We start from the raw sequence: 24,038 nt of genomic DNA on the forward strand, positions 1-24,038 counted from the left end.
GCTGATCTCGATCCCCTTGTGGGAGCGGGCCTGTGGGAGCCGAGCTTGCTCGCGATGACGCCAGCCCAGACAACCTAGCCCTTGATGTCATGCAGAGAGCAGCCAGGTCCTAGGAGATTTCCTTCAAGTTGTAGCGAAGTTGGTGAACTTGTCCGGCGCCGGGCTCGCGGCTAGTCTGGGTTTGTCACTGAAAAAACGGTGATATGGGCGTGCAAGCCCGAAATATCTGTTTAGGGCGAAACGGCCCATGCGATTCAGCGATCTCATTTGGACTCGCTGTGTAGCAAAGGCTCCTTACTAGTCGTTTAGGAGTTCTCAATGACAACAGCGGAAACGAAACACACTTCACACAGTTCCAACGCACTTGACGAAGCCGCCCAACGCGCCCTCGACTACTACCTCAAACCCAAACCCGTCGACGAGTCTCCATCCGGTCAGCTCTTCGTCGTCGCTCCGGACATCGATACCGAAACCCTGCTGGCCAACGCTTCCGAAGACTTGCTGTCCATCAGCGCCATTGCCGCTGACCTGGCCGACGATGTCGACGGTTCACGGCGCAGCGTGATTCTGGCGATCAGTCGGATGGCCGATGGGGTGCATCTGTTGGTGGAGCGAGCGATGGACCGGCTGGAAGCCCGGGCGTCGGACTGAGAGGTTTTCGGTGGACTGAAGATCGCTATCGCGAGCAGGCTCGCTCCCACAAGGGATTGATGTTGCCCCGATTATTGCGGTGAGCACCGATCAACTGTGGGAGCGAGCCTGCTCGCGATGGCGTCAGTCCAGGCGCCTAGATCAAGCCCTTTTCATCATCATCGATCAATCGGCTCAGCCCGCCCAGAGCTTCCCGGGCCTGGTTGCGGTCCATCAGCTTGGCCTGGGCGGCAGGCGGCAGGTCGGTGACGCGGATGACGCCTTTGCTGGTCAGCACCTGGATCAGGTCGTCGAGTACCCGGATCATTTCCAGGTCGCTTTGCTTGAGTTGCTTGAGGCTGTTTTCCACGGCTTGGTTGGCGAACCAGTCCTGGATCTCGTGGCTGTCGGCCGGCAGGGTTTCGGTGGCTTCGGCATAGGCGATGGCTTCTACGCGCACCAGCAGGCCTTGTGCATCGCGTTGCACATAAAACATCGGGCATCCCTCATGGATTAAGCGGCGTCATGCCGAGCAGCATAGGCCAACTGAGCGCGAGTATGAACACAAAAACGGTGGCGAGGGAGCAAGCTCCCTCGCAACCGTTTTTGTATCAGGTTCAGCTGTTGTTGTGATCGACCTTGATGGTCGGGTCACTGCCGGCGATCAACGTGTTCAGGTTGACGTTCGACCAGTTGTTGCCTTCCAGCTTGATCGTCACGTCCGGCGCGGCCGATGCACCGTTGGCCCCGTTGAACTGGCCGGTGGTGCTGACCTGCAACGACGACACGCCATCGACCGTGCTGATCTGCAGGAAGTGGTCGATGGTGCTGCCGGATTCACCTTGCAACAGATCCCGCAGGTCGATCCGGTCGCCATCGGCAGCCTTGAAGTCCTTGATCACGTCGTTGCCGGTGTCGCCCGCCTGCCAGACAAAGGTATCGCCTCCCAGGCCACCGATCAGCGTGTCATGACCCTGACCGCCGATCAGTGTGTCGTTGCCAGTGCCGCCGAGCAGGATGTCATTGCCCTTGCCGCCATTGAGCGAGTCGTTGCCGCCCTGGCCGAAGAGAATGTCGTTGCCGCCACCACCCAACAGCGTGTCGTTGCCGTCATGGGCGCCGGACACGTCGAACGCGGTGTAATGCTCGGTGATGTACTGGTGCACATTGCTGGTGGTGACCTTGCTGACGTCCACGCCGCTCTGTTGGGCCACGAATGCCTGAAGAGCCTGGTAGCCCTCGCCGGTGACGCCGTTGAAACTCACCAGGTCGCCGAAGAGGATGTCGTTGCCTTCGCCACCGTTGACCGTATCCGCGCCCGGCAGGGTCGCTTCGGTGTGGCCGATGATCGAGTTGGCCAGGTTGTTCGGGTCGATGTTGGTCTGCGGCGTGCTATCCGAGTCGTACGGCTTGAGGTCGTTCAGGGTGACGTCATTGTTCAGGCCAATGGCCTCGACGTTGCTCAAGCCTTTGAGCAGCGTGAAGCTGGCGCTCGAACCCGCCGCTGCCCAAGAGTCGGCGTATCCACTACCGTCCACGTAGGAGAACTCGAAGGTGCCGTTGCCCTCGGCGTGCACTGTGCCGACATAATTGTCATCCCAATGCTTGCCGCTTTTGGTCGACAGGTACATGTCGCCGTTTTCGTAGATGGTGTATTTGTGCGTGCTGTCGATCGTCTGGGTGTAGTACTTGCCAATGGAGTAGTTGGCCGCACTCAAGACGTCATCGAGCTTGACGGTGCCGTACAGCGTCGGGTTGGTCTGTTCGCCGGACTGGTAGAGCGTCGGCTGGCCATCGGTGATGAAGTACGTCAGGTTCTTCGCGCCGGTATTGCTCAGGGCCTGGGTGCTGTTGAAGAAGTTCGCGGTGGTCTTGAACACGTCTTCGTAGTTGGTCCCGCCGCCGGAGACCATCGAATCGAGGACGCCCTTGAGCAGCGTGAGCGCGTTCGGGTCATTGAGGTTCACCGCAACGTTCTTGTTCACCTGGTTGTCGAAGTCCGCCAGGAAGATGTTCACGGTCCCGGAGTTGCTGCCCAGGCTCTGCTTGAGGGTATTGAATACCTGGGTCAACGAGTTCTTGGCTGCGGAAATGGACGACGAACTCATGCTGCCGGAGCTGTCGACCATGAACGCGATGTTGTAGTTGACGCCCGGCACGACGGTCAGTCCGCCGATGTCGGCAACCATGATGTCGTTGCCATCGGTGCCGGTGACGTTGTCATTGCCTGAAGTCCCGGTCACGGCGTTGTAGACCGTCGGGTACACGGTGACCGGGATGTGTGCGGTGGTCACCGCCGACCCGCCGAGGGTTTCCGTGGACGTGGAGGTTACGGTCAGGTCCAGGTGACCGTTGTAGTAAGCCGGCGGCGTCAGGGTCAGGCTGCCCAGGTTCCAGCCGCTGACCGTGGCTTCGCCATTGCTGCCCACGGTCGCGGTGTGGCCCGCGCCATCGGTCAGCACGCTGCCCTCGGGCATGCCACCGATCTTCACGCTCAGTTTCTCGGAACCGTCGGTGTCGGTCAGGGCGGTGGTGATCTTCGACAGATGCACGCTGGTGCCTTCGGCGCCTTCGTTGAGCTTGTAGCCGTCGTAGTAGCCTTCGCCGTTGGTGCCGTGCAGGTCCGAGACGGTTACGCCGGCGTTCGCCAGATCGGTCACGCTGGTGTACAGCGGCACACCCGCGCCGCTCAGGTCGATAGGCGTGCCGCCATTGACCGACAGGTTCACGTCATAGCTGCCCGGGCCGCTCTGGTTGTGATGATAGATATCGAGGGTGTAGTAACCGCTGGCGGTCGGTGTGAACGAACCGTTCAGCTGGCCGCCTGCGCCCCAGGTGATGGCTGCCACGTCCTTGCCGCCGACGGTAACCAGCAAACTGTCGTCGCCGGTGCCGCTGAAGGTGTAGGTCTTGCCCGCTTCGAGATAGATCAGGCCCGATGTCTTCGAGGCCGTGCCGGCGTTCACGTTGCTGTCGGACTGCACGTTGGTCACGGTGCTGGTGCTGTTCGGTGTGCCGGCGGCATCGATCACCGATTTGAGCGTGCCGGACGCCGCGCCGCTGCCGTCGGTGCCCAGGCCCGACAGGCCGGTCCAGACTTCCTTGATCAGACCGGTGGAGGTCACGTTGTTGTCGGCCACACTCAGGCTCGGTGCATCCGCCACCGGGGTGATGTCGATCTTCACGGTGCCGGTGTTGCCCAGTGTCTGGCCGTCGGTGGGCTGGAACTGGATCTGTGCGTAATCGGACTTCTGATCGCCCACACCGGTCGGATTGCCGTTGGCGCCGGATTCGTTGGTGTCCGGTGTGAAGCGCAGCTTGCCGCCGTCGATGTCAGCCTTGGTAAAGGTTTGGTTGCTGGTTACATCCTTCCAGGTCGCACCGTCCAGATACTGCAGCTTGCCATCGCCTGGCAGGCCGGTGATCTTCACGCCCTGGCTGGCGGCGGCGCTGTCCACATCGCTGACACCAAAGGTCGACCAGCCGAGGACCAGCGAGGTGTCTTCGGTACCGGTCACCGCGCCTCCCGTGGCAACCGGCGCATCGTTGACCCCGACCACGTTCACAGTGGTGGTGGCGGTGTTGGAGACGTTGCTGCCATCGGTCACTGTCACGGTGATGATGCGCGGCACACTGCTCGGGTCGTCGCTGTTGTTGGTGAAGGTGATGTTCTTGATTTGCTGCATGTAGTCGGCCAGCGACGCGTTGCCCGACAACGTCAACGTGACGGTGCCGTTGGTGCTGTTGGCGTTGATGCTGATGCCGTTGACGCTGTTGCCCAGGTTCAGCGCATCGCCCGGCTGACGGTTGGTCAGCACAACGGTAGCGCCGGTCAGCATGGTGCTGTCCGGGTCGGTGATGTTCAGATCGGTATCGCCAATCGACACTCCCGGACCGGTGATGCCTTCGGTGAAGGTGACTTGGTAGTCGGCTCCGGTCTTGCCGCTGGAGTTGTTGGCGTCCAGGTCGAGTACCGGTGGCGCATCGTTGTCGATGATCGAGGTGCTGACACTGCCATTAGTGGCGCTGATCGCCAGGTGCTCGAAGTTGCCACCGGTCGCTGAATCGATCTTGACCACGAAGTTTTCAGTGCCTTCGGTGATCTTGTCATCCAGCGTCGCCACGTTGAAGGTCGCGCTGGTGGCATTGGCCGGGATCTTGACGGTGTAGACGCCAGTGAAGTCCGTGCCGTCGGCAGCGGTGCCGCTGTAGACGAGCTTGAGGGTCACCTCGGTCTGCGCCGGGTTGGTCAGGCTGACGGTGTATGTGGCGGCCTGGCCTTCGGTGACCGACGAGCTGCCACTGATGCTGACGGTGGTGTCATCGACCGTGTCGGTGACGGCGGTTACCGCAGGCGCGGTGCTCGGTACCAAGTGCTCGAAATTGCCACCGGTAGCGGACTGGATCGTCGCCTGGACATTACCGGCATCCTGATAGACATCGTCCTTCGGTGCGTTGACGGTGACGGTACCGGTGGTCTTGCCGGCATCGATGTTAATGACCGCGCCATTACTCAGGGTCACGGTGACCGGTGTACCGGCGGCATTGGTCAGGGTTGCGGTGTAGGTGATCTGGCCACCCTCGGCAACCGTGCCAGTGGCGCTCAGGCTCAGGCCGGTGTCCTCTTGGACATCGGTGACCGTGGTGTTGGCTGGCTTGTCGTTGATATCGAGTTTTTCGTAGTTGCCGCCCTTGGCGTCATCGATCTTGACGCTGAGGTTGTCGCCGCCGGCGAGGGCGTCGTTTGGCGTGACGAAATTCACGCTGGCGCTGCTCGCGCCGACCGGGATGGTGATGCTCTGGCCGTTCGACAGTGTGACAACCAGCGGAGCATCGGTCACGGGTGCGTTGACCGAAGCGGTATAGACGACGGTGCCGCCTTCAGCAATGGTCGACGTGGCGCTGAGCGAAACGGTGCTGGTGTCGATGGAGTCGGTGATCGTGGTGACCGCAGGTGTGGTATCCGGCACCAGGTTTTCGAAGTTGCCGCCGGTGGCACCGGTGATGGTGGTGCTGACAGTGCTGCCGTTGTTGTAGACGTCATTGGCAGGCGTATTGACCGCAACGGTACCGGTGGTTTCACCGGCGGCGATGTTGATCACCGAGCCATTGCTCAGCGTCACGGTCACTGGCGTTTGAGCGGCGTTGGTCAGGGTCGCGGTGTAGGTGATCTGGCCTCCTTCGGTGATGGTCTCGCTGGCGCTCAGGGTCAGGCCAGTGTCGTCCACCGAATCAGTGATCGTGGTAACCGCAGGCGTCGTGTCCGGTACCAGGTTTTCGAAGTTGCCACCGGTTGCGCCGGTAATGGTGGTGCTGACGGTGCTGCCGTTGTTGTAAACGTCGTTGGCAGACGTATTAACCGCGACGGTGCCGGTGGTTTCGCCCGCAGCAATGTTAATGACCGAACCGTTGCTCAAGGTCACGGTGACTGGCGTCTGCGCTGCGTTGGTCAGGGTTGCGGTGTAGGTGATCTGGCCGCCTTCGGTGATGGTCTCGCTGGCGCTCAGGGTCAGGCCAGTGCTGTCCACCGAGTCCGTGATCGTGGTGACGGCAGGCGTAGTGTCCGGGACCAGGTTCTCGAAGTTACCGCCGGTTGCGCCGGTGATGGTGGTGCTGACGGTGCTGCCATTGTTGTAGACGTCATTGGCAGGCGTATTGACTGCGACGGTGCCAGTGGTTTCGCCTGCGGCGATGGTGATCACCGAGCCGTTGTTCAGGGTCACGGTCACTGGCGTCTGCGCCGCGTTGGTCAGCGTCGCGGTATAAGTGATCTGACCGCCTTCGGTGATGGTTTCGCTGGCGCTCAAGGTCAAGCCAGTGGTGTCCACCGAATCGGTGATCGTGGTAACCGCAGGCGTGGTGCTTGGCACCAGGTTCTCGAAGTTACCGCCGGTTGCGCCGGTAATGGTGGTGCTGACGGTGCTGCCATTGTTGTAGACATCGTTGGCAGGCGTATTGACTGCAACAGTGCCGGTGGTTTCGCCCGCAGCAATGTTAATGACCGAACCGTTGCTCAAGGTGACGGTCACTGGCGTCTGCGCCGCGTTGGTCAGCGTCGCGGTATAAGTGATCTGACCGCCTTCGGTGATGGTTTCGCTGGCGCTCAAGGTCAAGCCAGTGGTGTCCACCGAATCGGTGATCGTGGTGACGGCTGGTGTGGTGTCTGGCACCAGGTTTTCGAAGTTGCCGCCAGTGGCGCCAGTGATGGTAGTGCTGACCGTGCTGCCATTGTTGTAGACGTCGTTGGGCGATGTCTCCAGAGCAATGGTGCCGGTGGTTTCGCCGGCGGCGATGGTGATGACCGAGCCGTTGCTCAACGTCACGGTGACCGGGGTTTGGGCTGGGTTGCTGAGGATGGCGGTGTAAACAATCGAACCACCTTCAGTGATGTTCTCGCTGGCGCTCAAGGTCAAGCCAGTGGTGTCCACCGAATCGATGATCGTGGTGACAGCTGGTGTGGTGTCTGGCACCAGGTTTTCGAAGTTGCCGCCAGTGGCGCCAGTGATGGTAGTGCTGACGGTGCTGCCATTGTTGTAGACGTCGTTCGCAGGCGTATTCACCGCAACGGTGCCGGTAGTTTCGCCGGCCGCGATGGTGATTGCCGAGCCGTTGCTCAAGGTCACGGTGACTGGCGTCTGCGCGGCGTTGGTCAGCGTTGCGGTATAGGTGATCTGACCACCTTCGGTGATGGTTTCGCTGGCGCTCAAGGTCAAGCCAGTGGTGTCCACCGAATCGATGATCGTGGTGACGGCTGGTGTGGTGTCTGGCACCAGGTTTTCGAAGTTGCCGCCAGTGGCGCCAGTGATGGTAGTGCTGACCGTGCTGCCATTGTTGTAGACGTCGTTGGGCGATGTCTCCAGAGCAATGGTGCCGGTGGTTTCGCCGGCGGCGATGGTGATGACCGAGCCGTTGCTCAACGTCACGGTGACCGGGGTTTGGGCTGGGTTGCTGAGGGTGGCGGTGTAAACAATCGAACCACCTTCAGTGATGTTCTCGCTGGCGCTCAAGGTCAGGCCAGTGGTGTCCACCGAGTCGGTGATCGTGGTAACCGCAGGCGTAGTGCTTGGCACCAGGTTTTCGAAGTTGCCACCGGTCGCACCGGTAATGGTGGTGCTGACGGTGCTGCCGTTGTTGTAAACGTCGTTGGTCGGAGTGTCGACGGCAACGGTGCCGGTGGTCTGGCCCGCAGCAATGGTAATGACCGAGCCATTGCTCAAGGTGACGGTCACTGGCGTTTGCGCCGCGTTGGTCAGCGTCGCGGTGTAGGTGATCTGGCCGCCTTCGGTGATGGTTTCGCTGGCGCTCAGGGTCAGGCCAGTGCTGTCCACCGAGTCCGTGATCGTGGTGACGGCAGGCGTAGTGTCCGGAACCAGGTTCTCGAAGTTACCGCCCGTTGCACCGGTGATGGTGGTGCTGACGGTGCTGCCATTGTTGTAGACGTCATTGGCAGGCGTATTCACCGCAACGGTGCCGGTAGTTTCGCCGGCGGCGATGGTAATCACCGAGCCGTTGCTCAAAGTCACGGTCACCGGGGTCTGCGCGGCGTTGGTCAGGGTTGCGGTATAGGTGATCTGACCACCTTCGGTGATGGTTTCGCTGGCGCTCAGGGTCAGGCCAGTGCTGTCTACCGAGTCGGTGATCGTGGTGACGGCAGGGGTAGTGTCCGGGACCAGGTTCTCGAAGTTACCGCCGGTTGCGCCGGTAATGGTGGTGCTGACGGTGCTGCCGTTGTTGTAAACGTCGTTGGCAGGCGTATTCACCGCGACGGTGCCGGTGGTTTCGCCCGCAGCAATGTTAATGACCGAACCGTTGCTCAAGGTGACGGTCACTGGCGTCTGCGCCGCGTTGGTCAGCGTCGCGGTGTAGGTGATCTGGCCGCCTTCGGTGATGGTTTCGCTGGCGCTCAGGGTCAGGCCAGTGCTGTCCACCGAGTCCGTGATCGTGGTGACGGCAGGCGTAGTGTCCGGGACCAGGTTCTCGAAGTTACCGCCCGTTGCGCCGGTGATGGTAGTGCTGACGGTGCTGCCGTTGTTGTAAACGTCGTTGGCAGGTGTATTGACTGCAACGGTACCGGTGGTTTCGCCGGCCGCGATGGTGATTGTCGAGCCGTTGCTCAACGTCACGGTGACTGGCGTCTGCGCTGCGTTGGTCAGGGTTGCGGTGTAGGTGATCTGGCCGCCTTCGGTGATGGTCTCGCTGGCGCTCAAGGTCAAGCCAGTGGTGTCCACCGAATCAGTGATCGTGGTAACCGCAGGCGTCGTGTCCGGTACCAGGTTTTCGAAGTTGCCACCGGTTGCGCCGGTGATGGTGGTGCTGACGGTGCTGCCATTGTTGTAGACGTCATTGGCAGGCGTATTCACCGCAACGGTGCCGGTAGTTTCGCCGGCTGCGATGTTGATCACCGAGCCATTGCTCAGCGTCACGGTCACTGGCGTTTGAGCGGCGTTGGTCAGCGTTGCGGTGTAAACAATCGAACCGCCTTCAGTGATGGTCTCGCTGGCGCTCAAGGTCAGGCCAGTGGTGTCCACCGAGTCGGTGATCGTGGTAACCGCAGGCGTAGTGCTTGGCACCAGGTTTTCAAAATTGCCGCCAGTTGCGCCAGTGATAGTGGTGCTAACGGTGCTGCCATTGTTGTAGACGTCATTGGCAGGCGTATTCACCGCAACGGTGCCGGTGGTTTCGCCGGCGGCGATGGTGATGACCGAGCCGTTGCTCAACGTCACGGTGACTGGCGTCTGCGCTGCGTTGGTCAGGGTTGCGGTGTAGGTGATCTGGCCGCCTTCGGTGATGGTCTCGCTGGCGCTCAAGGTCAGGCCAGTGTCGTCCACCGAATCGGTGATCGTGGTAACCGCAGGCGTCGTGTCCGGAACCAGGTTTTCGAAATTGCCGCCCGTTGCGCCGGTGATGGTAGTGCTGACGGTGCTGCCGTTGTTGTAGACGTCATTCGCAGGCGTATTAACCGCGACGGTGCCGGTGGTTTCGCCTGCGGCGATGGTGATCACCGAGCCGTTGTTCAGGGTCACGGTCACTGGCGTCTGCGCCGCGTTGGTCAGCGTCGCGGTATAAGTGATCTGACCGCCTTCGGTGATGGTTTCGCTGGCGCTCAAGGTCAAGCCAGTGGTGTCCACCGAATCGGTGATCGTGGTGACGGCTGGTGTGGTGTCTGGCACCAGGTTTTCGAAGTTGCCGCCAGTGGCGCCAGTGATGGTGGTGCTGACGGTGCTGCCATTGTTGTAGACATCGTTCGCAGGTGTATTGACTGCGACGGTGCCAGTGGTTTCGCCTGCGGCGATGGTGATCACCGAGCCGTTGCTCAGGGTCACGGTCACTGGCGTCTGCGCCGCGTTGGTCAGCGTCGCGGTATAAGTGATCTGACCGCCTTCGGTGATGGTTTCGCTGGCGCTCAAGGTCAAGCCAGTGGTGTCCACCGAATCGGTGATCGTGGTAACCGCAGGCGTGGTGCTTGGCACCAGGTTTTCGAAGTTGCCACCGGTCGCACCGGTAATGGTGGTGCTGACGGTGCTGCCGTTGTTGTAAACGTCGTTGGTCGGAGTGTCGACGGCAACGGTGCCGGTGGTCTGGCCCGCAGCAATGGTAATGACCGAGCCATTGCTCAAGGTGACGGTCACTGGCGTTTGCGCCGCGTTGGTCAGCGTCGCGGTGTAGGTGATCTGGCCGCCTTCGGTGATGGTTTCGCTGGCGCTCAGGGTCAGGCCAGTGCTGTCCACCGAGTCCGTGATCGTGGTGACGGCAGGCGTAGTGTCCGGAACCAGGTTCTCGAAGTTACCGCCCGTTGCACCGGTGATGGTGGTGCTGACGGTGCTGCCATTGTTGTAGACGTCATTGGCAGGCGTATTCACCGCAACGGTGCCGGTAGTTTCGCCGGCGGCGATGGTAATCACCGAGCCGTTGCTCAAAGTCACGGTCACCGGGGTCTGCGCGGCGTTGGTCAGGGTTGCGGTATAGGTGATCTGACCACCTTCGGTGATGGTTTCGCTGGCGCTCAGGGTCAGGCCAGTGCTGTCTACCGAGTCGGTGATCGTGGTGACGGCAGGGGTAGTGTCCGGGACCAGGTTCTCGAAGTTACCGCCGGTTGCGCCGGTAATGGTGGTGCTGACGGTGCTGCCATTGTTGTAGACGTCATTGGTAGGCGTATTCACCGCAACGGTGCCGGTAGTTTCGCCGGCGGCGATGTTGATCACCGAACCGTTGCTCAAGGTGACGGTCACTGGCGTTTGCGCCGCGTTGGTCAGCGTCGCGGTGTAGGTGATCTGGCCGCCTTCAGTAATGGTCTCGCTGGCGCTCAGGGTCAGGCCAGTGTTATCCACCGAATCAGTGATCGTGGTGACGGCAGGTGTGGTGTCTGGCACCAGGTTTTCGAAGTTGCCGCCAGTGGCGCCAGTGATAGTGGTGCTGACGGTGCTGCCATTGTTGTAGACGTCATTCGCAGGCGTATTGACCGCGACGGTGCCGGTGGTTTCGCCAGCGGCGATGGTGATGACCGAGCCGTTGCTCAACGTCACGGTGACCGGGGTTTGGGCTGGGTTACTCAGGGTGGCGGTGTAAACAATCGAACCGCCTTCAGTGATGGTCTCGCTGGCGCTCAAGGTCAGGCCAGTGTCGTCCACCGAATCAGTGATCGTGGTGACCGCAGGCGTAGTGTCCGGAACCAGGTTTTCGAAGTTGCCGCCAGTTGCGCCGGTGATGGTGGTGCTGACGGTGCTGCCGTTGTTATAGACGTCGTTGGCTAGCGTCTCGACATTCACGCTGCCGGTGGTTTCGCCCGCAGCGATGGTGATGACCGAGCCGTTGCTCAAGGTGACGGTGACTGGCGTCTGCGCTGCATTGGTCAGGGTCGCGGTGTAAACAATCGAACCACCTTCGGTGATGCCTTCGCTGGCGCTCAGGGTCAAACCAGTGGTGTCCACCGAATCGGTAATGGTGGTAACCGCAGGCGTGGTGCTCGGCACCAGGTTCTCGAAGTTGCCACCGGTTGCGCCGGTGATGGTGGTGCTGACGGTGCTGCCATTGTTGTAGACGTCGTTGGCTAGTGTCTCGACATTCACGCTGCCGGTGGTTTCGCCCGCAGCGATGGTGATGACCGAACCGTTGCTCAAGGTCACGGTGACTGGCGTCTGCGCTGCGTTGGTCAGGGTCGCGGTGTAAACAATCGAACCACCTTCAGTGATGCTCTCGCTGGCGCTCAAGGTCAGGCCAGTGCTGTCCACCGAGTCGGTAATGGTAGTGACGGCAGGCGTGGTGCTCGGCACCAGGTTCTCGAAGTTGCCACCGGTTGCGCCTGTGATCGTGGTGCTGACGGTGCCGCCATTGTTGTAGACGTCGTTGGCTGGCGTCTCGACATTGACGGTACCCGTAGTTTGACCGGCAGCGATGGTGATAACCGAGCCATTGCTCAAGGTTACAGTGACTGGGGTCTGGGCCGGATTGGTCAGCGTGGCGGTATAGGTGATCTGGCCGCCTTCAGTGATGTTGTTGGTGGCGCTCAGGGTCAGGCCAGTGGTGTCTACCGAATCAGTGATCGTGGTGACCGCAGGCGCGTTGCTCGGCACCAGGTTTTCGAAGTTGCCACCGGTCGCACCGGTAATGGTGGTGCTGACGGTGCTGCCGTTGTTGTAAACGTCGTTGGTCGGAGTGTCGACGGCAACGGTGCCGGTGGTCTGGCCCGCAGCAATGGTAATGACCGAGCCATTGCTCAAGGTCACGGTCACTGGGGTCTGTGCCGGGTTGGTCAATGTTGCGGTGTAGGTGATCTGCCCCCCTTCGGTCACCGTCTCGCCTGCGCTCAGGGTGACATTGGTGGTGTCGATGGTGTCGGTGATTTGGGTCACGGCTGGCGTGGTGGGCAGAGTCACGGCGATGCCGCTGCCACCGGTGGTGCCGGTCACGGTCACGCTGATCTGGCTTGGGTCGTTGTAGACGGTGTCGTTCGGTGCCAGTGGGACGTTGACGCTGCCGGTGGTTTGTCCGGCGGAAATCACGATCACCGAGCCATTGGACAGTGTCACCGTCAGGTCGGTCAGGGGCGCCTGGGTCACGGTCGCGGTATAGACCAGCACGCCGCCGGCCTCGGTCAGGGTCGGGGTGGCGCTCAGGGTCAACGTCGAATTGAGCAGGGTGTTGGCCGTGGTATTGGCGTTGGTATTGGTGGCCAGGCCAGTGATGTTGTTGTCAGTAGCTGTGGTCGCGCCCAAGCCTTCAGTCGGGAAGCCGACAGTCGGGTCGACGCTGCCGGCCGTGGCATCCAACACTACAACGCTGTGGCCGCCACCGGCGGCACCACCAGTAGTCGCTTCGCCGGCTCCGGCGGCGGTGGCCTCCAGGGCGGTAGTCGGGTCGACACCGGCGGCGATGGCCTGCTGCAGTTCTTCTACCGATGGCGCGGCTTGGGCAGTGGCCTGCGCGAGGTCAGTGGAAGAGTCCGGGGCGTTGGCGCTCCACTGGGTGTCCCGGCCCAGGTCGAGGGTGCGGCCATCGGCCAGCTCCAAGGTGACGGCTCCGGCAGGGCCGGTGTCCAACTGATCGCCCGTAAACAGACGATCGCCTTCAATGAGTACACGCCGGATACCCTCCGGGGATACGGCGAAAACCTGACCGACAATGCTTTTGACGACGGCAATAACGCTGCTCATTGAAGACTCTCCGGATGCCACGTTCAGTTAACTTCCATGGGCCCGCAAGCTACGGATAGCGGCGGTCTGGACGTTTTGGCTTTACTTAGTAGGGTTGTTTTGACGCTGTAAAATGTCAATATTTTGGCTATAATTTCCATAATTTTTGTTTTCGCCAAACTATTGACCTTATCCCGGGCATCCTAAACAATTGTATCGGTCATGTCACATTGATATTTAAGCGGCGACCTGTTCTTCCGGTGCAAGTTTCAGTACCTGTTTCGAACTTTCCGACATACGGTCATTCCGGTTGCCATCATCCGATGCAGCGCCTCGTTTCGCTGTGATCCAAGACACGCGTTTCAGGAAGAAAAAACACCATGCGTTCGCAATTGTTCATGGCTTTACCCTTTGCTCTTGCCGCCAGCTTCGTACAAGCACAAACCTTGCCGCAGGCTATGCAACAGGCGCTGGACGTACACCCTGAAATCCAGGCCGGAGTGAACAGTCGCCTGGCGGCGGACTATCAACTCAAGGCGGCGAAGGGCGGTTATCTGCCTCGGGTCGACCTCGCAGCCGGGTACGGTCGCGAAGGCACCGACAGCGTCACCACCCGCTCGGGCAACAACAATCATTGGGAAACCCTGAATCGAAGCGAGTCGAGCCTGCGTGTGACGCAAATGGTTTTTGACGGTTTTGCGACGTCCAGTGAAGTGGGGCGTCAACAAGCCACCGTTAATGCCCGGGCCTATTCGCTGCTCGATACCTCCGAGCGCACCGGCCTGACCGTGGCCCAGGTTTATCTGGATGTGCTGACCCGGCGCGAGTTCGTGCGCCTGGCCGAGGAGAACCTCAAGAGCCACGAGCGCATCTTCGATCAGATCAAGTTGCGCACCGAGCGCGGCGTGGGCAACCGTGCCGACCATGACCAGGCCGAAGCACGCGTGGCACAGGCCCGCAACAACCTGATCACCGAGCAGACCAATCTGGCCGACGCCGAAACCAACTACCTCAGTGCCGTGGGCCAGTTGCCCGACCAGTTGGAGCGCCCCGCCGATTTTATGGCGCTGCTGCCGGCCAACCTGACGGAAGCTCGCGCGCAGATGCTGGAAAACAGCCCCGTACTGCGTTCGGCTGAAGCGGACATCGTTGCCACCGAGAAACAGTACGAAGCTGCCAAGTCGAGCTTCTATCCTCGCTTTGACGCCGAACTGGGTCGCACCGCCGATAACGACCTGGATGGCCAGAACGGTCACAACAATGAATGGCAGGCCATGCTGCGCATGCGTTTCAACCTGTATGCCGGCGGCAGCAACAAGGCGGATCTGGAATCCAAGTCCTACCTGTCCAATCAGGCCCTGGACATCCGTAACAACGCCTTGCGCCAATTGACTGAAGAACTGGGCCTGGCCTGGAACGCCCTCAACAACGCCAATGCCCAGGTGCCGATTGCCCAGCAATATGTGGACCGCAGCGCCAGCGTGCGCAATGCTTACCAGAAGCAGTTCAGTCTTGGCGAGCGGACCCTGCTCGACTTGCTCGACAGCGAAAACGAGCTGTTCAGCGCCTCCCGGCGGTTGGCGGAAATCAAGAATGTGCAGTTGTTCACCCAGTACCGGATCAAGGCAACCATGGGCGAATTGCTCAAAAGTCAGGGGGTCGTCGCGCCGTTGGCATCCGTTGTGCAGAACGACGTGAAGCCCAGGGTCCAGTTACCTGGGATGAATTGAATCATCCATCCAGTTTGTTCAGTAAAGAGTGCAGAGCGTGGAATCAGAAGTCAGTCGAGTCGAACTAGTCCATGACCCGCGTACGCTGCACGATGACCCCTTGCTGGACGGGTTGCTGGCGCTCTGCATGCTGCATCAGAAACCGGCCAGCGCGGCGATGCTCACCACCGGTCTGCCGCTGCCCAAGCAGCGGTTGAGCGTCGAATTATTGTCGCGCGCGGCGGCCCGGGCCGGTCTACAGGGCCGGGTGCTGCAACGTCGGCTCGAGCAGATCCCGACCATTGCCATGCCGGCCCTGTTGTTGCTCAAGGAAGGTCGCAGTGCGGTGTTGCTGGGCTGGGTCGGCGACGACCAGGCGCGGCTGCTGCTCAGTGAGAGCGACGGCGGAGAAGTGACGGTCAGCCGCGAGCTACTGGCTGACGACTACAGTGGCAAGGTCTTCTTTGCCCAGCCCCAGCACAAATTCGATGTGAACCACGGCACGCTCATTCCCCGGGCGCGCTCGTGGTTTCGCGACACTCTCAAGCGTTCTCGTTGGCTGTACGCCGATGCGATCGCTGCCAGCCTGCTGATCAACATCATCGCCATGGCGGCACCGCTGTTCGTGATGAACGTCTACGACCGAGTTGTGCCGAACCAGGCCGAGTCGACTCTGTGGGTATTGGCCATCGGCATCACCGGCGCCTATCTGTTCGACCTGATCCTGAAGATGCTGCGCAGCCTGTGCCTGGACCTGGCAGGCAAGAAGACCGACCTGATCATTTCCGCCACGCTGTTCGAGCGTATCGTCGGCATGGCGATGAAGTACCGTCCTGCGCGGGTCGGCAGCTTTGCCCAGAACATCCATGAGTTCCAGAGCCTGCGAGACTTCCTCGCCTCGCTGACCCTTACCAGCCTGATCGACCTGCCGTTCACGCTATTGATCTTCATGGTCATCGCGATCATTGGCGGACATCTGGTGTGGATTCCGGTGCTGGCGTTCCCGATTGCCCTGTTGATCGGCTATGCATTGCAAAAGCCTCTGGTGGCGACCATGGAGCGGACCATGGCCTTGGGCGCTGAGCGCCAGTCCAGCCTTATCGAGACTCTCGCCGGCCTGGATGCGGTAAAGGTCAACAACGCCGAGAGCGAGCGCCAATACCAGTGGGAGCAGACTATCGGCACCCTCAGCCGTCTCGAGCTGCGGGTAAAAATGCTGTCCGGGCTGGCGATGAACATCACGTTGCTGATCCAGCAGCTGGCTGGCGTGATCATGATCGTCTTCGGTGTCTACCTGATCATCGCCGGTAACCTGAGCATGGGTGGGCTGGTTGCCTGCTACATGCTCAGTGGCCGCGCCCTCAGCCCGCTGGCATCGCTGTCGGGCCTGCTGACCCGCTACCAGCAGGCGCGGGTGACCATGACCTCCGTCGACCAGATGATGGAGCTACCTCAGGAGCGCAATTTCGAAGAGCGTCCGCTGAGTCGCAAGGTCCTGCAGGGTGCCATTGAATGCCGGCAGTTGAATTTCACTTATCCGAACCAGCAGAACGCCGCGCTGAAGAACATCAACCTGGTCATCAAGCCCGGTGAAAAAATCGGCATCATCGGCCGCAGCGGCTCGGGCAAGAGCTCCCTGGCGAAGCTGCTGGTGGGTCTCTACCAGCCGGACGATGGCGCCTTGCTGGTGGACGGCGTGGACATTCGTCAGATCGATGTCAGCGAGTTGCGCTACAACATCGGCTACGTCCCCCAGGATATCCAGTTGCTGGCCGGCACCCTGCGGGACAACCTGACCTCAGGTGCCCGCTATGTCGAAGACGAGTTGGTACTCCAGGCCGCCGAACTGGCGGGCGTGCATGAGTTTGCGCGCCTGCATCCCCAGGGCTATGAGTTGCAGGTCGGCGAGCGCGGACAGAACCTGTCCGGTGGTCAGCGCCAGAACGTTGCCCTGGCCCGCGCGCTGTTGCTCAACCCACCGATCCTGCTGCTCGACGAACCCACCAGCGCTATGGATAACACCGGTGAGGAACGCCTCAAGCAACGTCTGGCCGCCGTGGTGGAGAACAAGACGGTGCTGCTGGTGACGCACCGGGCATCTCTGCTGTCGCTGGTGGATCGCCTGCTGGTGATCGATCGTGGGCAGATCCTCGCCGACGGCCCGAAAGCTGCCGTGATGGAAGCGTTGAAGAAGGGGCAGATCAGTGTTGCTTAAGTCGGGTTTCAAGGATTCCGTGGGCCGCTATTTCAAAGGCTCTGCTTCGCTTGGTGGGCAACCCCTGCCGGAGGTCAACAAGGCTCTGATCGAAGATGCTCCACGAGTGGTGCGCCTGACGATCTGGAGCATTATCGCGTTCTTCGTGTTTCTGGTGCTGTGGGCCAACTTCGCCGTGGTCGACGAGGTGACCAAGGGCGATGGCAAGGCGATTCCGTCGTCCAAGATCCAGAAGATCCAGAACCTGGAAGGCGGCATCGTCGCCGAACTGTTCGTCAAGGAAGGGCAGATAGTCGAGGCCGGTGCGCCTTTGATTCGTCTGGACGACACGCGGTTTGCCTCGAATGTGGGTGAAACCGAGGCGGATCGTCTGTCCATGCTGTTGCGCGTCGAACGATTGAGTGCCGAGGTCGACGACCGGCCGCTGAACTTCCCGGCGGACGTACTCAAGGCGGTGCCGCGTCAGGCCGCCAGCGAAGAGTCGCTGTATATCAGCCGTCGCCAGCAGCTGCACGATGAAATTGGCGGGTTGCAGGAGCAGTTGGTGCAGCGTCAGCAGGAGCTGCGTGAATTCATTTCCAAGCAGGCGCAGTACCGCTCCGGCCTGGCGCTGCAACGTCAGGAAATCAACATGTCCGAGCCGCTGGTGGCCCAGGGTGCGGTATCACCGGTGGAAGTGCTACGGCTCAAGCGCGCTGAAGTCGAGACCCGCGGGCAACTGGATGCCACGACCCTGGCGATTCCTCGTGCGGAGTCGGCGATCAAGGAAGTGCAACGCAAGATCGATGAGACCCGCGGCAAATTCCGCAGCGAAGCGCTGACCCAGCTCAACGAGGCACGCACCGACCTGAACAAGGCCCAGGCGACCGGCAAGGCCCTGGAAGACCGTGTAAGCCGCACCCTGGTAACGTCGCCAGTGCGGGGTATCGTCAACAAAATGCTGGTGAACACCATCGGCGGAGTGATTCAGCCTGGCAGCGACCTGGCGGAGATCGTGCCGTTGGACGACACCATTCTGGTAGAAGCGAAAATCCGTCCCCAGGACATCGCCTTCCTGCATCCTGGTCAGGACGCCACGGTGAAATTCACCGCGTACGACTACACCATCTACGGTGGGCTGAAAGCCAAGCTGGAGCAGATCGGTGCCGACACCGTTACCGACGAAGACAAGAAAACCACCTACTACATCATCAAGCTGCGCACCGAGCGCAGCCACCTGGGCACCGATGACAAACCGCTGCTGATCATCCCGGGCATGGTGGCTTCGGTGGACATCATCACCGGCAAGAAAACCGTGCTCAGCTACCTGCTCAAGCCCATCATCAAGGCCCGGGCCGAGGCGTTGCACGAGCGGTAGAGACGAGCAATTGAGGCCGCCCCGAGCTCTGTGGCGAGGGGGGCTGTGGCGAGGGGATTTATCCCCGCTGGGCCGCGAAGCGGCCCTCAAACCTGCCACCTCGGTGTGTCAGGTAGCTTGAGTCGCCCGGTTTGGGCTGCTTCGCACCCCAGCGGGGCGGTGCGACGGTTCGCTGAATTCCCTCGCCACAGGGATGCGATGAAAACTCCAAGCCATATCGTTATTCATTGACGGTATTTAAATTCTTATACCGATAAAGTCATACCCCTGCGTACCTGCCGACCAATCGGCGCGCCGCACGACACGAACCCATACGGCCCTGCCGTGAGTTTTTGATCGAGGCGCGCCCATGAAGCCGCGCTGTGCTTGCTGGTGGAGAACCTGGTGTTCGACAACCTGGAGCGGGTGACGGTGAAGCGTCGGGGGATGCAGCGTTGATGGAAGGGCTGTCATGATGTTCAGGTCAGCGGTTGTCTGGGTGGACGCCATCGCGAGCAGGCTCGCACACAGGGTCTGTTCTGGTTGTGACATTCGCGCCTGCGCCCATTTCCTGTGGGAGCGAGCCTGCTCGCGATGGCGGACCTCAACTCACCCCAATTAGCCAGGTAAAGCCACTTTCTTTTCCTTTGGACTTGCGGCTCCCAAGCAAGCCTTCAGGACACGGAATGTCAGCCCCTCCCAGTTCCCTTCGCAAAGCCCTGGTCGCTTGGCTGTACGCCGCTGCCCTCATGCATCTATTGGTCAGTCTCATGCTGACCTGGGCAGGGCATTCGGGACTGCTCGACGGCTATCTGCAAACGCTCGAACACGCTTTCTGGTCCGACGCTGCGGTGCCTTCGGCTGCCCGGGCGCAGCAGGTCTGGTGGCTGGCGCTGTTCGGCGCCACGTTGCAAAGTTATTCGCTGTACATGCTGGCCCTTGTCCATATCGGCAATCGGCTGAGACGCGCGATGCCTTGGGGATGGTTGATCGCCGGCATCGTGCTCTGGGCGCCCCAGGACATGTTGGTTTCCACCCAGGCGCAGGTCTGGTCGCATCTTATAAGACGTGCCGGCGAGCAATCCATAGAAAACGCTATAGCCGTCAACGAAAAAAGCGGTACGCACAAACTCAATCCCCAGAAACGAAAAAACCGGCCGAAGCCGGTGTTTTCACCCCAACTGCCAGAGAACCTAATCTCTGCGTACGAGGTTGAGCAGTGGGCATTGAAACAAGAGATTTCCCAAACCTGACCGCATCTCCCTTGACGCTCCCTGCCGCTGTCGTAGACTCCGACCATCCGTCAGGGAGTAGCGGTCATGCAACGTTTTGGCAGTTGGGTTTTGGGATTGGCCTTTGTAACGTGCGCGGTCCAGGCGCAGACGCCTGTCGCGGACGATCCCTTGTTCGAGAACAATGTGGCGACCGGAGCGCCGGGTGGCAATGAGGCTCGGGGAGTGCTTCGGGCGCGGGATCAGGCGGTGCTGGCCAGCGAGTTGGCCGGACGCATCGTCGAATTACCGTTCAGTGAGGGCGAGTCGTTCAAGAAGGGCGATACCCTTGCGCGTTTCGATTGCTCGGCTTATCAGGCCCAGCTCAATGCCGCCCAGGCGGCAAGTCGGGGTGCCAGTGAAGAGTTGGCGCATAACCGGCAACTGGCGGCATTGAAGTCCGTCGGGCGTTTCGAAGTCTCGCGGGCTGAGGCTCGGCTCAGCGAGGCCCAGGCGCAATCCCAGGTTTATCAGGTTCAGGTCAAGCGCTGCAGTGTAATCGCACCGTTCGATGGACAGGTGGTGGCGCGCAAGGTCCAGCGTTACGAGAGCGTGGCAGCCGGCGCGCCATTGCTGGATGTGGTCGACAACCGCACCCTGGAGATCCACCTGCTGGTGCCGTCGCGCTGGATGGGCAGGCTCAAGCCCGGCCAATCCTTCACGTTCGTTCCCGACGAAACCGGGCGGCCGCTGCAAGCGACGGTCAAGCGCCTCGGCGCGCGTATCGATGAAGGCAGCCAGACGTTGCTGCTGGTCGCGAGCCTGCCCGACGCCAGTGGTTTACTGTCCGGCATGAGCGGCACGGCGCGTTTCGCGGAGTCCAAATGAACGCGCCGGTCATGGGCAGCGCCGAGCAGGTATTTGCCCGCTTCCTTGATCTGGAGCGTCAGACGCGGGCCGCGCGTAACCCGGCGCAACTGAGCTACAGCCTGGTCAACGATGGTCAGGCCCTGTTCGGGTTTCGCCACGCCGCGCTGTTGATCGCCGGCAAGGTCCAGGCGGTGACCGGCGTCAGTGCCGTGGAGCCGAACGCGCCCTTCGTGGCGTTTGTCGAGCAGGCGGTGGCGCAGTTGTTCAAGCAAGGCGTGCTGAATCAGGCCCGTGTGATTGCCGCCGATGGTGTGAGCGAAGCCGTTCAGGCGGACTGGGGAAGCCTGTCGGCCGCGCAGGTATTCTGGCTGCCGTTGATCGATCACAAGGGGCTGGTCTTCGGTGGTCTGTGGCTGGCCCGTGACCTGCCCTGGACGCCGGCTGAGCAAGTGTTGCTATCGCAACTGGGCGACACCTACAGCCACGCGTGGCTGGCGTTGCAACCGCGCAAGCCATGGCGCTTGCGCTGGACGCGCAAGCGCCAGGTCGCGCTGGTGGCGGTGCTGTTGCTGGGTTTGCTGGTGCCGGTGCGTCAGTCGGTGCTGGCCCCGGCCGAAGTGGTGCCGCTGGGCGGTCAGGTAGTGGCGGCGCCGTTGGATGGTGTGATCGCCGAATTCATGGTCAAGCCCAACCAGGCCGTCAAGAACGGCGATCTGTTGCTGCGCTTCGAAAGCACCAGCCTCAAGGCCCAGGCCGATGTGGCCGAGCGCGCGTTGGACGTGGCCGAGGCGGAGCTCAAGGCCAACTCCCAGCGCTCGTTTGCCGACGCCGAGTCGAGCTCCAAGATCGACCTGCTGGCCGCTCGCGTCGAGCAAAAACGTGCCGAGCGCAACTATGCCCTCGAGCTGCTCAAGCGCAGTGAAGTGCGCGCGGAACGAGATGGCATCGCGGTGTTTGCCGATGTCGAGCGCTGGCTCGGCAAGCCGGTGCAGACCGGCGAGCGCTTGATGGAGATTGCCGATCCAAGCCAGGCTGAGCTACGTATCGAACTGGCGGTCGGCGATGCGATAACCCTGGCCCCCGGCGCGCAAGTCGCGTTGTTTCTCGACAGCGATCCGTTGCAGCGGCATTTGGCCCGGCTCGAGCGTTCGGCCTATGAGGCGCAACCCACCGCCGCCGGACAGCTTGCTTATCGGCTGGATGCGCGTTTCGACGCCGCCGCGCCGCGCATCGGCCTGCGTGGCACGGCGAAAATATTCGGTGATCGTGCGCCGCTGGCGCTGTACCTGTTGCGTCGTCCACTGGCTGGCCTGCGCCAGAGCGTAGGTCTGTAGCATGGAGCTGCCGAGCCTGCGGCCGGACCTTCAGCTGTCCCCAGCGGCACCGGACCCTGATGGTTCGCCTCAGTGGACCTTGGCCGATCCGGTGCGGGGGCGTTACTTCAAGCTTGGTGCGGCGGCGATGCGCATGCTGCGACATTGGTCCCTGGGCGATCCGGAAAAGGTGCTGCGAGCCGCGAACCGTGAGCCGGGCCTGCCCCTCAATGGCGAGTCGCTGGAGCAACTGCTGGGCTTTCTGCGCGGTCACGATCTGATCAGCGCAATGGATCCGCAACAGCGTGACAGCTACCAACTCAAGACGGCCGCCCGGCGCCAGAGCCTCTGGCAGATCCTGTTGCATCAATACCTGTTTTTCCGGATTCCGCTGTGGCGCCCGGACGCCTTTCTCAACCGCATCTGGCCTTGGCTGGCACGATTCGGGCCCAAGATCCTGCGCTATGGACTGCCGCTGACCCTGGGTGTCGGGATTTTTCTGGTGTCACGGGATTGGCAGCGGTTCCTGGCGACTTTTCCCCACCTGTTCAGCCTGGGCGGTGCGCTTGCGTTCGGGGTGGCATTGTTTTTTGCCAAACTGTGCCATGAGTTCGGCCATGCCTTCATGGCCAAGCGCGCCGGTTGCCGGGTGCAAAGCATGGGTGTGGCGTTCATGGTGCTGTTGCCGATGTTTTATACCGATGTCAGCGACGCCTGGCGGATCAATGACCGGCGGGCCCGGCTGCTGATTGGCGCCGGCGGCGTGCTGGCGGAACTGCTACTGGCATGCATCGCCTTGCTGGCCTGGTCGCTGCTGCCCGACGGGCCGGCCCGCACTGCCGCGTTCATGTTGGCCAGCGCTACCTGGATCACCACGCTGATCATCAATTTGAATCCCTTCATGCGCTTCGACGGGTATTTCCTGCTCAGCGATTTCTGGGCGGTGGATAACCTTCAAGGCCGGGCGTTCGCCTTGTGTCGCTGGCGCTTGCGCGAAGCCTTGTTCGGTTATGGCGTGGCGGCGCCGGAACCCTGGTCGCCGAAAATGCGCCGCCGCTTGCTCGTATGGGGATATGGGTCGTGGTTGTGGCGAGCGGCGTTGTTTTTCGGCATTGCCCTGGCGGTCTATCACCTGTTTTTCAAGGTGCTGGGCATTTTCTTGATGATGGTGGAATTGGTCTGGTTCATTTTCATGCCTATCGTGAATGAGTGGCGACAATGGTGGCAGCGTCGCGAGCAGGCCCATGGGCCGCGGGTGCTGCTGACTGGATTGGTCTTGCTGGCGCTGATCCTGGCGTTGCTCCTGCCCTGGCGCAGCGCCGTGGAAGTGCCGGCGATGCTGGAGGCCGGACGGGCCAGCGCCTTGTATGCACCAGTGGCGGCACGGGTCAAGCAAGTGAACGTGCACGATGGGCAGGTGGTGGCCCAGGGCGACGTGTTGATTGAATTGGAGTCGCCGGACATGGCGTCACGCCTGAGCATCGTGCGCCGGGAGATCGAGATCCAGCAATTACAGATGCGTCGTCGGGCCGGCCGCAGCGAAACCGCGGCCGACGCAGGCATTGTCGAGCAGCAACTGGCCGAAGCCGTCGCCGAGTACCGCGGCCTGGTCGCCCAGCGTGAGCGCCTGTTGCTGCGTGCGCCCCATGCCGGCCAGGTACGCGACTTGCTGCCGCAATTGGCGGTGGGCCGCTGGTTATCACCCACGCAACCGCTGGTGCGGGTGGTGCAGGCCGACTCCCGCTTGCGCGGTTACCTCACCGAGGCCGAGCTTTGGCGGGTCGGGCCGGGAGCCACGGGGCGATTCATCGCCGATGATCCGATGCACCCTTCGATTGCCGTGCAACTGAATGAAGTCGACACCAATGGCGTCGCCTGGGTCGAGCAGCAGGCATTGACGTCCGATCACCATGGGCCGATTGCCGTGCGCCGCGACTCGCAACAGCGCGCCGAGCCCGTGCAGGCGCAATATGGCGTGCGCCTGAGCGCCATCGATGACGAAGTTGCGCCGCCGCAACCGCTGCGGGGCGTCGTGGTGCTACAGGGGCAGGGCGAATCGATACTGGGAGCGGCCTGGCGTCGGTTGGCGGCGTTGGGTGTGAGGGAAAGCGGATTTTAAGGAGTG

Annotated in this window: 10 protein-coding genes; 8 read left to right on the forward strand and 2 right to left on the reverse strand. The window is 61.4% G+C overall.

The genetic code is table 11. The features are described 5' to 3' along the window. The first annotated feature begins 318 nt into the window (after positions 1-318). Positions 319-651, forward strand: a complete 333-nt coding sequence (locus QZH45_RS01920) for a DUF6124 family protein (protein WP_024780722.1) — start codon at positions 319-321, stop codon at positions 649-651. Positions 652-787: 136 nt separating this feature from the next. On the opposite strand, the gene QZH45_RS01925 is transcribed toward QZH45_RS01920, so the two are convergent. Further along, positions 788-1,126, reverse strand: a complete 339-nt coding sequence (locus QZH45_RS01925; RefSeq protein WP_024780723.1) for a hypothetical protein — start codon at positions 1,124-1,126, stop codon at positions 788-790. A gap of 121 nt (positions 1,127-1,247) precedes the next feature. Further along, a complete protein-coding gene (locus QZH45_RS01930; RefSeq protein ID WP_069018376.1) occupies positions 1,248-13,280 on the reverse strand; it encodes a retention module-containing protein in 12,033 nt (4,010 codons plus the stop codon). 359 nt (positions 13,281-13,639) lie between these two features. Between QZH45_RS01930 and QZH45_RS01935 the strand changes: the two genes are divergently transcribed. From QZH45_RS01935 to QZH45_RS01965, 7 genes are all read left to right on the forward strand, one after another. Then, on the forward strand, positions 13,640-14,989 hold the full coding sequence (locus QZH45_RS01935; protein WP_024777922.1) for a TolC family outer membrane protein: 1,350 nt from the start codon (positions 13,640-13,642) through the stop codon (positions 14,987-14,989). Between the two features lie 37 nt (positions 14,990-15,026). Beyond that, complete coding sequence (locus tag QZH45_RS01940) at positions 15,027-17,183, forward strand: type I secretion system permease/ATPase (RefSeq protein ID WP_024777923.1); 2,157 nt, start codon at positions 15,027-15,029, stop codon at positions 17,181-17,183. After that, a complete protein-coding gene (locus tag QZH45_RS01945; protein ID WP_024777924.1) occupies positions 17,173-18,540 on the forward strand; it encodes an HlyD family type I secretion periplasmic adaptor subunit in 1,368 nt (455 codons plus the stop codon). The genes QZH45_RS01940 and QZH45_RS01945 overlap by 11 nt, the downstream gene beginning before the upstream one ends. A 665-nt stretch (positions 18,541-19,205) precedes the next feature. Then, positions 19,206-19,772, forward strand: a complete 567-nt coding sequence (locus QZH45_RS01950; protein WP_237140464.1) for a hypothetical protein — start codon at positions 19,206-19,208, stop codon at positions 19,770-19,772. 66 nt (positions 19,773-19,838) lie between these two features. Further along, positions 19,839-20,618, forward strand: coding sequence for an efflux RND transporter periplasmic adaptor subunit (locus QZH45_RS01955; protein WP_024777927.1), 780 nt, complete (start codon positions 19,839-19,841; stop codon positions 20,616-20,618). Then, a complete protein-coding gene (locus QZH45_RS01960) occupies positions 20,615-21,934 on the forward strand; it encodes an efflux RND transporter periplasmic adaptor subunit (protein ID WP_024777928.1) in 1,320 nt (439 codons plus the stop codon). Before QZH45_RS01955 ends, QZH45_RS01960 begins: the two co-directional genes overlap by 4 nt. Position 21,935: 1 nt before the next feature. Then, a complete protein-coding gene (locus QZH45_RS01965) occupies positions 21,936-24,032 on the forward strand; it encodes an efflux RND transporter periplasmic adaptor subunit (protein WP_024777929.1) in 2,097 nt (698 codons plus the stop codon). The last annotated feature ends 6 nt before the right edge of the window (positions 24,033-24,038 follow it).

This window comes from Pseudomonas corrugata (genome assembly GCF_050920615.1).
GTDB lineage: Bacteria > Pseudomonadota > Gammaproteobacteria > Pseudomonadales > Pseudomonadaceae > Aquipseudomonas > Aquipseudomonas corrugata.

Coding starts and splice junctions, on each gene's coding strand:
- QZH45_RS01955 (WP_024777927.1), top strand. CDS start 19,839: ATGCAACGTTTTGGCAGTTGGGTTTTGGGATTGGCCTTTGTAACGTGC.
- QZH45_RS01950 (WP_237140464.1), top strand. CDS start 19,206: ATGTCAGCCCCTCCCAGTTCCCTTCGCAAAGCCCTGGTCGCTTGGCTG.
- QZH45_RS01930 (WP_069018376.1), bottom strand. CDS start 13,280: ATGAGCAGCGTTATTGCCGTCGTCAAAAGCATTGTCGGTCAGGTTTTC.
- QZH45_RS01920 (WP_024780722.1), top strand. CDS start 319: ATGACAACAGCGGAAACGAAACACACTTCACACAGTTCCAACGCACTT.
- QZH45_RS01935 (WP_024777922.1), top strand. CDS start 13,640: ATGCGTTCGCAATTGTTCATGGCTTTACCCTTTGCTCTTGCCGCCAGC.
- QZH45_RS01925 (WP_024780723.1), bottom strand. CDS start 1,126: ATGTTTTATGTGCAACGCGATGCACAAGGCCTGCTGGTGCGCGTAGAA.
- QZH45_RS01960 (WP_024777928.1), top strand. CDS start 20,615: ATGAACGCGCCGGTCATGGGCAGCGCCGAGCAGGTATTTGCCCGCTTC.
- QZH45_RS01965 (WP_024777929.1), top strand. CDS start 21,936: ATGGAGCTGCCGAGCCTGCGGCCGGACCTTCAGCTGTCCCCAGCGGCA.